The sequence below is a fragment of the Foetidibacter luteolus genome, from assembly GCF_009650435.1.
GTDB lineage: Bacteria > Bacteroidota > Bacteroidia > Chitinophagales > Chitinophagaceae > Foetidibacter > Foetidibacter luteolus.
The window spans coordinates 32,483-43,051 of record NZ_VVIP01000092.1 but is presented as its reverse complement, the minus strand read 5'-3'; the positions used below and the strand labels follow the sequence as shown (position 1 = coordinate 43,051).

The 10,569-nt window shown below is 42.4% G+C and carries 7 protein-coding genes; 2 read left to right on the top strand and 5 right to left on the bottom strand.

Annotated elements, in window-relative coordinates; genetic code table 11:
* From F0364_RS27635 to F0364_RS27620, 4 genes are all read right to left on the bottom strand, one after another.
* Window positions 1-259, bottom strand: a 259-nt coding sequence (locus F0364_RS27635; RefSeq protein ID WP_235921332.1) for an Arm DNA-binding domain-containing protein, incomplete at its 3' end; no start/stop codon positions are given.
* A gap of 448 nt (window positions 260-707) precedes the next feature.
* On the bottom strand, window positions 708-2,033 hold the full coding sequence (locus F0364_RS27630) for a tyrosine-type recombinase/integrase (RefSeq protein WP_153801064.1): 1,326 nt from the start codon (window positions 2,031-2,033) through the stop codon (window positions 708-710).
* 265 nt (window positions 2,034-2,298) lie between these two features.
* On the bottom strand, window positions 2,299-3,060 hold the full coding sequence (locus tag F0364_RS27625; protein ID WP_153801063.1) for a LytR/AlgR family response regulator transcription factor: 762 nt from the start codon (window positions 3,058-3,060) through the stop codon (window positions 2,299-2,301).
* Between the two features lie 16 nt (window positions 3,061-3,076).
* Window positions 3,077-6,166 carry a sensor histidine kinase gene (locus tag F0364_RS27620; RefSeq protein ID WP_207632916.1) on the bottom strand — a complete coding sequence of 1,030 codons (3,090 nt, stop codon included), beginning with the start codon at window positions 6,164-6,166 and terminating at the stop codon, window positions 3,077-3,079.
* Window positions 6,167-7,232: 1,066 nt separating this feature from the next.
* Here F0364_RS27620 and F0364_RS27615 point away from each other — a divergent pair.
* Window positions 7,233-9,380, top strand: a complete 2,148-nt coding sequence (locus F0364_RS27615; protein WP_153801061.1) for a T9SS type A sorting domain-containing protein — start codon at window positions 7,233-7,235, stop codon at window positions 9,378-9,380.
* Here F0364_RS27615 and F0364_RS27610 read toward each other — a convergent pair.
* Window positions 9,327-9,623, bottom strand: coding sequence for a hypothetical protein (locus F0364_RS27610; RefSeq protein ID WP_153801060.1), 297 nt, complete (start codon window positions 9,621-9,623; stop codon window positions 9,327-9,329). The two genes, F0364_RS27615 and F0364_RS27610, sit on opposite strands and share 54 nt — an antisense overlap.
* A gap of 50 nt (window positions 9,624-9,673) precedes the next feature.
* On the opposite strand from F0364_RS27610, the gene F0364_RS27605 reads away from it, so the two are divergent.
* Window positions 9,674-10,525 carry an alpha/beta hydrolase family protein gene (locus F0364_RS27605; protein WP_153801059.1) on the top strand — a complete coding sequence of 284 codons (852 nt, stop codon included), beginning with the start codon at window positions 9,674-9,676 and terminating at the stop codon, window positions 10,523-10,525.
* The last annotated feature ends 44 nt before the right edge of the window (window positions 10,526-10,569 follow it).

Below are 10,569 nucleotides of genomic sequence, written 5' to 3'. Positions count from 1 at the left end.
TAGAAAACTCAACGATATCTTCCGCAATGCGCAGCATTCGCTTGAGTTCACTATTTAAATTCATAAGGTTGCCATAAATTGCTGGCAAATCATCAGAAATGGATAAGCGTCTTTTCATCCAGTACGGTGGCGGTATCGCTATACCGGTATTAAGCAGTGTTTTTTTGTCTCCACTGTAACAATACTGAATCTGGATAAGACTTGTTCCGTCTCTGCGGGTTTTCCCTGGATTGCAAATTGGTCTGATTGGAAACAACATAATTAGTCGAATTTTTAGTCGAATAAATTGTTGCTACCCTTTGTAAAGTTCAAGGCTAAAAAAGTGATAAGTGTTGCAATTATTTAAAAGTCAATCACTTATTGACAAGTTCTATAAGGTGGAGATAAGTAACGACTCGTCCGAGCTTTCCCGGCGGGATTTTTAGTGAGGTCGATTTATTCTGTCGGGCCTTCAGAATCGCTACCACCACTAGCAACAACCAGAAATACCTTCGTATTATCAGGCCTTTCACACATTTTGTGTATACTGCAATCTGACGTCTGCACATATTAGATGGTCTAATTTATCATGTAAGCAAGGGAGGAATGCCGAATTGAATGTAGATACATCTACCACCCCTTATGCAGACATTCCTTCCTAGATGTCATCAGAGCAGGATAATGCAACATACAATTCCATTGATAAGATTGCAGGAATTGCTTCGACTTTAAGATTTGCAATTGACAATCTTCATATCCCCACGTTTTTCCCAAAGCTGCCTTATTTTATGGCCCGCTTCCTCAGGGGTGATACGTATATATCGATAAAAATCCCGCAGGCTTTTATGCCCACTGATTTTCATAATGAGATCAACCGGTGTTCCTGCCAAAAATTCATTGGTGCAGAAAGAACGACGACAGGTATGTGAAGTGATCCAGGCATATTTTGGTTTAACTTCCACTATGTCTTTATTTCCCTTTTTATGGGAAAACTTGATTAATGCATTAATGCCGGCAAGTTTAGCGACTTCTTTAATATAGAAATTAAAATCGGAGTTAGTGATGTTTGGTATGTTCTTTTTATAATTCATAAATATATTGTAAGCTTCGTCCCTTAAGGGAATAACAACCCAATGATCTGATTTATTCTGTTTCTTATAAAGCATCCTGCCTCTCACGTCATCTGAACTGATTGTTGAAAAGTCAGAAAAGCGAAGTCCTGTTAGACAACCGAAGACAAAGAGGTCTCGGTACTTACATAGGTATGGATGGGCAGACAAGTCCATTTCATATATGTGGTTAATCTCACCTAATGTCAAGTAAACTGCGTCCGTTTCTTCATCAAGTATTCTAAAATCCTCTAGATTAATTGGTGCAATAATTTTTCTTCGTATCCTGTTACGTAAAAAAATACGCAACTGTTTAATAGTTTTGCCTATGGTACTGATCTTGAACCCCTTGACTATTTCTTTCCTTCTTCGCTGAATATGCTCATATGTCATATAGTCAACGAATTCCTCATAAAAATTGAAATCAAAAGACTTAAAGCTGATTGGGGTTTTACGATGATCCTGAAATGCTTTCAATGTATCCCGCATGTTATTATAGACATTGATCATTTTAGGCGTTACCTGTTTTCTTTTAGAATTGATATATTCTTCAATCTGAAAAAAAACATCCAGGTTAATGTTGGGTTCTTCCACCTCTTTAGCTTTTTCTTCCAATCTTGAAATATCAAAGTCTGGCCTAAAGGTCTTCTTAAGAAAATGCAGTGGATCAGGAATCTTGTTTGCTATGGCGAAAGATACGATATCCTCGGCCAGCCTTGTCATTCGTTTCACCTCATTGTTTAAAACGTCAGGAACTCCAAAGACTGCCGGGAGGTCGGATGTCACTTTTAAACTTTTTCTATTCCAGAATGCCGGAGGAATAGAAATTCCTGTACTTACTTCTGTTCTCTTTTCGGAGCGTAAACAATACTGTATGCAAATAAGCGAGGTGCCATCACGCCTCATCTTCGTTTTCTTGCAAATAGGCTTGATAGGTAATAACATAATTTAGTCTATTTTTTAGTCTATTAAGATGTTATTAACCGTAGTAAAGATATAATGGAAAGAAATTGTAAAAAGTTATAAAATACTGAAAATCAACAAATTAAAATAACAAAAGATAAGACTATGTAAGATTAAAAATTGCCTTACCAATCCCAGCGGGATCACAGAAAAGGGATTACTTAAAAAGTAGTCCCTTTTTGTTTTTTGCCTGCAACTGCAAAAAACTTATGTTTTCCGGCCTTTGAAATTATTTAATGCTTATCGCTTAGTGGTGGAAATTTTCCCGGATCATTTCCAGGAACAGTTCTTTTTTCCTGCGGCTTACGGATATCTCCGACCCATTATTCATGACTACTGTGCCTCCCTCGCCCTTGATGTATTTTTTTATATATCTCGTGTTGATTAGATAAGACTTGTGTATGCGGGTAAACATCTTATCCTGCAGCAGCAATTCATAATCAAGCAACGGACGCGACGCACATAATTTCTTACCGCTGGTTAAATGAAAATTTGTGTAGGCGCCATCAGCCTCGCAAAAAACAATTTCTGAAACACTGATCATTTCAAAACCGTTTAAAATAGGAATGCACAGCTTGGGGTCGCCATCTATACTGTGCTTTTGCATATTGTGCAGCAGCGAAGCCATGCTGTTGCGAAAGCTTTGCTCCTCCACTCTTTTTACTGCCCTGTGAACGGCTTTAACAAGGTCTTCCTCGTCAACAGGTTTCAGCAGGTAGTCTATTGCGCTGAACTTAAATGCCTGTTCCATATAGTTGTTGTGTGCGGTAACAAAAATGATAGCAAAATTAATGTCACCAATTTCACGCAAAAGATCGAATGCCGTTTTACCCGGCAACGATATATCAAGAAATACCAGCCCCGGCTGCATGGTTTTTATTTTATCTATGGCCGTTGCCGGGTTATCGCACATGGCGGTAACTGTTAGCTGGGGGCAATACAACTCAATCATATTGCTAAGGCTGCTTAACAACCGCAATTCATCATCTACAAGAATGGTTGTGATCATAAGTGATGTTTTGATTTTATACCGTTTTGAGCAAGGGCAAGAGCAGTGTTGCCACCGTACCGCGTTGCGTACCGCCACCAGTGCTTTTATCGGTAAGCACCAGTTGCGCTTTATAACCGTATTTGCTGTTTAATAACTGCAGCCGTTTATTCAGGTTTTCCAGCCCTATGGAATGATGGTCCTTTGAAGTATTCCTGGTGCTGTTAATGCCTACGCCATTATCATCCACCTTGCAGATAAGCATATCCTCTTCTTCAGCATACTCTATGCGCAGTATTTTTTCTCCGCTGATGGATTGCAGTCCATGCCAGATAGCGTTTTCAGCAAGTGGCTGTATCATGAATGGTGGTATCATGGTATGGGCATCGTCAATATTAGCTGCAGTTATTATGCTGAAGCCGAATGAATTGTTAAGCCTTAGCTGCTCCATAACCAGGTAATTCTGCAGGTAACCGTTATTATCGCTTAAGGCGATAGAATCCTTCATGGAATGTTCCAGTGTTAGCCTGATAAGTTTAGCGAACTTGTTAAGATAGCGGGATGCATTTTCTGTTTCATTGGCCATTATCATTTGCTTGATGCTGCCCAGGCTGTTGAAGATAAAATGCGGGTTCATCTGCGCATGAAGGGCTTTGAATTCGTATTCAGATAACAGCCTGTCCATATCTGCCTTTTCACGTACGGTTGTCAGTCCTTTGCGGTAAATGAGCATGAATAACCCTGCCAGCGAAACCAATGCAATTAGCCTGAACCACCATGTTTGATAAAAAGGGGGTACCACCATCAACGAAAGCTCTTTTACCTGTTCCGGCCACCTGTTGTTTTCGGAGGTAAGCTTTATCTGGATAAGGTGGTTACCAGCCGGAAGGCCATACAGGTTAAGGATGTTTTTGTTGGAAAGCTTTTGCCAGGCGCTGTCTTTGGAAGAAAGAAAACGATATTCAAAAAGGTTGCATTCCGGGTTGGAATAATTGATGGCGGTAAAATGCACCTGTATGTTAGACTGATGGTAATCAAGCGTAACAGGCCCCGTTACATTATAGTAAGAGCTGTCGGATGTAGTGATGTCTTCAATTACCAAAGCTGGCCTTACAAGGTTAAGTGCCTTTTTAGGTGTATTGAACAGTGTAAGGTAATACCTGGTGGCATGGTACAGCAATTGTTCTGTAGAATCGTAAAACATGTTCTGGTCCTGTATGGATGTACTTATAGCTGGCAACCCATCGCCGGCATTAAATTTTTGCAGGGAGTAATCGCGGGTATCAAAACGTATAAGGCCATCATCGGTTCCCATCCATATGCTGCCGGGTATAAGCTTAAAGCATTTTACCATCTCGCCTATCTTGGCTTGCGGCAGCCGCAGGTATGTTGCACCCGTATTTAAATTGTACTCTATTATTTCATTATCTGGGTTAATCAGCCAGGCACTGTTGTTTTCGTCAATGCCTACCACATCCAACCTGCCGTTGTTGCAGGCAGATACTTTGGGGAAGAGCAGGGACTGGTCTATTTTTTTACTGCCGGTATTCCAGCGGCAAATACCGTTAGCGCCACCAATCCATACATTACCTTGTTTATCTTCTGCCAGCGACGAAATTATTGCCAATGGCTTAAACAATGGGTTTTCTTCTCTTGATACAGCAGTAAACACACCTGCAGCAGGATTGTAAATATCCAGCTCTTCGCTGCCTTTATACCGGTTAAAACCTGCCCAGGCATTGTTCTTCGAGTCACGCAGGTACACAAAACTAGGTGTCATTGTATGCCGTTCAGGCGAGGCCGGTATGCTTACCTTGCCGCTTTGCAATGTTTTAATATTAACCCAGTAAATACCCCTGTTGGTACCGGCCCATAATGTGTCTTCACTAATGCGCAAAAGATTAAATAAATCGTTGGAAGGTGGGTCGCCAGGGTCAAACAAAATCTTACTCCGGAGTGTAAAAGTAGTTTTATCCAACACCAGCAAGCCATGCAGGTTCAGCGAGGCAAGAAAAATTTTACCATCAGCCACTTCAATATCTTTTACCAGTACTGTTTCATTTCCCCCAGGCAATTTTGCCAGGTTAATGTTTTTAAAAAGGTTCATGGTAAAGCGTTGCTTGTACAGGCCATTCTCTGTACCCACCCATACAAAACCATCTTTGTCTTTTAGTATAGCGTAGCAATGCTTACCTGGAAAATACTTCACGCCATCACAGGTTACCTTGCGGGTCTGGGGGTTAAAATTGAGTATATAAAAACCGGTTGAGTTGGAATTAACAGCAATACTCGTTGGTGAAAGTTCCCAGAAATGAGTACGCCAACTAATCTCCGTTTTTAAATCAAATGGCAATATGGAAGACACAAAATTGCTTTTATCAACATCACCCACTTCTACTCCATTAATTTGCTCGTTAAAAAAGAAAAGATTGTTACCAGGCCCCCAAATGCAACGTGTTTCAAGACCTGTTCGTTTGCTGATATACCTGCTCCTTAAAAAATCAGCGGATTCTTTATCCGGTATTTCAATTTGTTGCTTAAACGGGTCATAGCGGGAAAATATAAAAGTGTAGGGATTGTTGTGCATAATCACACCACTTTGCAATTCATACAGATCGGTTCCGTAGTTGGGCGGCAGCTTATCCAGTTCAGGCATCCTCTCGGTTACATTTTCCCGCAACAGTATGCCTGCGCTGTCAAATATAAACAGGCCGGAACGGGTAGAAACAACGTAATTGCCTTGCGCATCCAGCCATGCATCCCTGCCGGTATTGTGATAAGTATACAGCTCCTTTGAGGCAGGTACCAGTAACGATGTAAACACATAAGTATCTGTATTTACAGCGAATGCGCCACCCAGCGTACTGCCGACAAGGCGGTTGCCATTTTTTATTTTTAGTTTATAAATGTAATTATTGGGCAGGCTTGTTTTAGGCGTGCTTTTGTCAAATTTTTTAAAGCTGCTGCCGTCAAACCGGTTTAAACCATTAGAGGTAGCTATCCATATAAAACCCTTGTTATCCTGCACAATACCAGTAACAACGTTAGACGATAAACCTTCCGCAGTAGTGTAACGGGTAAACTGGTTTTCGTCCGGCACCTGTGCATTTATTGCAGTGCCGGCCATAGCTGCAAGTAAGATTAAAATAGTTTTGGCTAAAAGGGGCATAAGTGTTTTTCAGGAGCCATTAAAGTTAAGCTAATCTTGTCATGGCATACCCTGCATATGAAGGCTATAAAAGTTCTATTGCCACAGATAGGTTTGTTTCCGCCGTTCACTATTTATAACCAACCGTTGAGTAATTGGACTGGCAAAAAATTTTATCGTAATTAACATATTGTCACATCTCTTTTACACCGTACGTCCCACACCTAGCATCTTACATTTCCTTTACATCGTGCATCCCACATCAAATATCTAACATAAAAAAAGTATTTCGTACTTCACTCTTCGTACTTGCTTACATCGTACATCCCACACCTAACATCTTACATGTCCTTTACATCATACACCCCACATCGTACATCTTACATATTTAAGTACTTCGTACTTCACCCTTTGTACTTGCTTTTGGGGGTGCCCCCAAGCTGCGCAAGGGGTCGGGCTTTCCGCTATTACTCCGGCACAAAAGCCCTGCTGCAACGGCTTCACCGGGGTAGCCGCTGCAATCCCTCACCCGAAAGTGTAACACGCCGCTGCTTTTACCGGGAGCCCTCTTTTATTGCTTTATTAGTAAAAGCAATTCAAAAATGATTACACAATCATCCCCGCCGTTCATTTCTATTTTACCGCCGTTGCTTAAAGCGTACTTGCAACCATGAGTAAGGTTTTGAAATTTTGTTGAAACCTCCCTGCAACAATATCCTTCCTGTATAACCAAAAATCATGTTGGTGAAGATGCTTCTTGTTGAAAACGCCTCAAGGTTGCCCCCTCTTTACAGGCCTTAACAGCAGCTAAAGCTTAACGGCTAATCTACTAACGAAGATGATTGTGGCAGCAGCCTGGCCAGGCAATAATCGCCTTGTTTGCTTAGTATCCATCTAAGCAACCGGGGTTTTTAACCGTGCCCTTATCGGGGGAGAAAACTTTTAAGTAGCAGTGTTGAGTGAGATGGACGGGTGGCAGTTTAAAACTGCCACCATTTTTCAACATTGTTGCCATACACCATTATTGGATCATTAAAAAAATTGTATGTCTTCAAAAATCTACAAAGCGGCCTTAATGGCCCTGGCAGTTTGCGCATATCAAAACAACCATGCGCAAAACGCGAATCAAAAGCTTTCCAACCTTACAGCGCCAACGGCTGTAAACACGGCTTTGCTGCCAAACGCTAATTCAACCATAGATCTCGGCAGCAGTACTTTTAGCTGGCGAAGCCTTTACCTGCGTGGAAGTTTTATTTTTAAAGGAGAGCCTATTTTGCAACGGCCCGGAACCACCAACTTTTTTGCAGGTCCCGTATCCGGCAAATCAACCGCTACGGGCACAAAAAATATCGGGTTTGGCGATTCGGCGCTAACAGCGCTTACCACCGGCTCTAATAATACTGGTGTGGGCTTTATGGTTCTGCCCTTTAACACCACGGGCAACAACAATACAGCAACAGGGCAGAGCGCTTTGTACGCTAATACCACCGGCAGTAACAATACAGCCATGGGCTCGGGCAGTTTGTACAAAAACAGGTCCAGCTTTAATACAGCCCTTGGCTATCGCAGCCTTTACAACAACATTTCCGGCAACAACAATACTGCTGTAGGAAATGATGCGTTGCTTGCCAATACTACCGGCATCTTCAACACCGCGGTGGGGAGCCTTGCGCTTAAAACAAACACAACCTCCAATTATAATACAGCGGTAGGTTATGGTTCCATGTTTTTTAATACAGATGGTACGTCTAACACAGCCATTGGCTACCGCTCTATGTATTATAACAGTACAGGCTTCGAAAATGTTGCTTCGGGTAATTTCGCCCTTCATAGAAATTCAACAGGTTTTCACAATACCGCCAATGGTACGTCGGCGCTTACTGAAAACACCACTGGAAACCATAATACCGGAACCGGCTTTGGAGCACTCTTGTTTAATAAGACGGCAGACAACAACACAGCCAACGGCGCTTTATCTTTATACAACAATTTTGCTCCCGGCAATTCAGCCTTTGGCGCTTCGAGCCTTTACCTTAATGAACAGGGGTCTTACAATGCGGCCATAGGTTTTGAATCGCTTTTTTCCAATAAGATCGGCGAGTTCAACACTGCTTCCGGAACTTATGCCTTAAGATATAACACCACAGCGTCTTACAACGTGGGTACAGGTGGGTATGCTATGTATAGCAATACAACCGGTGAACGCAACGTAGGCGTGGGTATGTTTGCCCTGTATTCTGCAACCGCAGAACACTATAACACCGCTATCGGTTATGCAGCGGGAAATTCAGCCCAAAGCAGTGGTTACAATACTTATGTAGGATCCTACACCGCGGCTACAACCGCCTTCACTTCCAACTCTACGGCGCTGGGGCAAAATGCTAAAATTACAGCCAGCAATCAAATTGTACTGGGAAACACAACGGTTACCAGCATCAGGTCTGGCAGCGGCTTTGTTATTTACTCCGATGGAAGGTTCAAGAAAAATCTGCAGGAAAATGTACCCGGACTTGAATTTATTAAGCTTTTACGGCCTGTTACTTACACCTACGATATACACGGGTTGAATGCCAAAATAGGAGGCCCCGAGGCTGTTAAAAATATGAAAGCAACCAAAAGTGCCGCTGACAAAGAGAGGGCCGAGGTAGAAGAAAAAGCCATCACCCAGAAAGAAAAAATAACCTATACCGGCTTCGTGGCGCAAGAAGTGGAAAAAGCCGCCCAAAAGGTTAACTACAATTTCAGCGGCGTGCACAAGCCACAGAATGATAAAGATGTGTATGGTCTAAGCTACAGCGAGTTTGTGGTTCCGCTGGTTAAAGCTGTTCAGCAGTTAAGCAAAGAGAAAGATGAAGAAATTGCAACACTGCAGGCACGCATCGAAAAACTGGAAGCCCTGCTGGTAAAGAGCGAATCTGCCACCAGCATTACCGATGCATCCCTGTCGCAGAACACTCCCAACCCTTTCAACGGCAGCACAGTGATCAATTACAACATACCTCAGAAATTTTCCACCGCAAGCATTGTTGTGTACGATGCAAATGGCAAAGCATTAAAGCAGATAAATATTACCGCCGCAGGTAAGGGCAATCTCAGGCTGGATGCCGCTTCTCTTTCGGCCGGCTCCTATCATTATTCTTTATACGTTAATGGCCGGGTCGTTGCTACAAAACGAATGATTCTGTCCAGGTAAAAAAAACTGGCGTTGCCGGGCTTTGCCATCAAAATAAAGTTGTTGCACAATGGCGAATAGAAATACCGAACGTACAAGTGAGTGACACAACAAAACCTGATAGTAGCAGTTCTGAATGGCCATAAAGCCTTGTTCAAAATGGCGATAGCCATTTAAGATAGCCGCAGGCAAAGGCCCGGCAGCAACGCCAAAAACGAGCATGTGAATTGGAATCTGATGGATTAAACGGGTGGTGTTTACCACCTGTGTTTTTTAATAAACCCTTTGTAAACAAACACCTGAACTTATTAGCTATGCAAAATATTATTATAACAGCGGCGGATGGTTACCAGCTTGGTGCTTTATATGCCACACCACCCGGGGAAAGCACAGGAACTGTTGTTATCAGTTCTGCTACCGCTGTTAAAAAAGAATTTTACCTGCACTTTGCCAGGTTCCTTGTGCAAAATGGTTACAGGGTATTGTTATACGATTATCGCGGTGTGGGGGAGTCGGCGCCTGCTAACCTGAAGGCCTCTACCTCGTATATGCACGATTGGGGTATTAAAGATATGAATGCGGTTCTCGGTTTCCTGGTTAATGAAAAAAAACTCACCGGTATAATTTGGCTGGGGCACAGCATAGGCGCCCAGTTAACAGGCTTCCTGGAGAACAGCCATCATGTAAAGAAGGTAATAGCTATCAATGCAGCCCTTGGTTACTGGGGATACTTTCCCTTTCCGAAAAACATTATCGTTTGCCTGCTATGGTATATAATAAGTCCGGTACTTACAAAACTGTATGGCTATGGCACCATGAAAGCGGTAGGCTGGGGCGAAAACCTTCCCCGCAATGTGTTGATGGAATGGCGCAAATGGTGTATGAGTAAATATTATTTCCGCAGCTTCTTGATGAATTACCTAAATACGGATGCCTTTCACCAATTCACAACCCCTATTACTTCGATATATACCAGTGATGATTTTATTGCTAATGACAAGACCGTGCCGTTAATGATGCAATTTTTTCCCAACGCACCGGTTGAAGTGATTAAGATAAACGTGAAAAAACACACAGCAAAAAAGGTAGGCCACATGGGTATCTTCAGCCGGAAATTTAATAAAGACCTTTGGCCACTCTTAGTTGAGGTAATGGAAAGGGCTTAAAAGACTTGTAGATATCTTTTGTTGTTTGGAACCCATTGCATTTA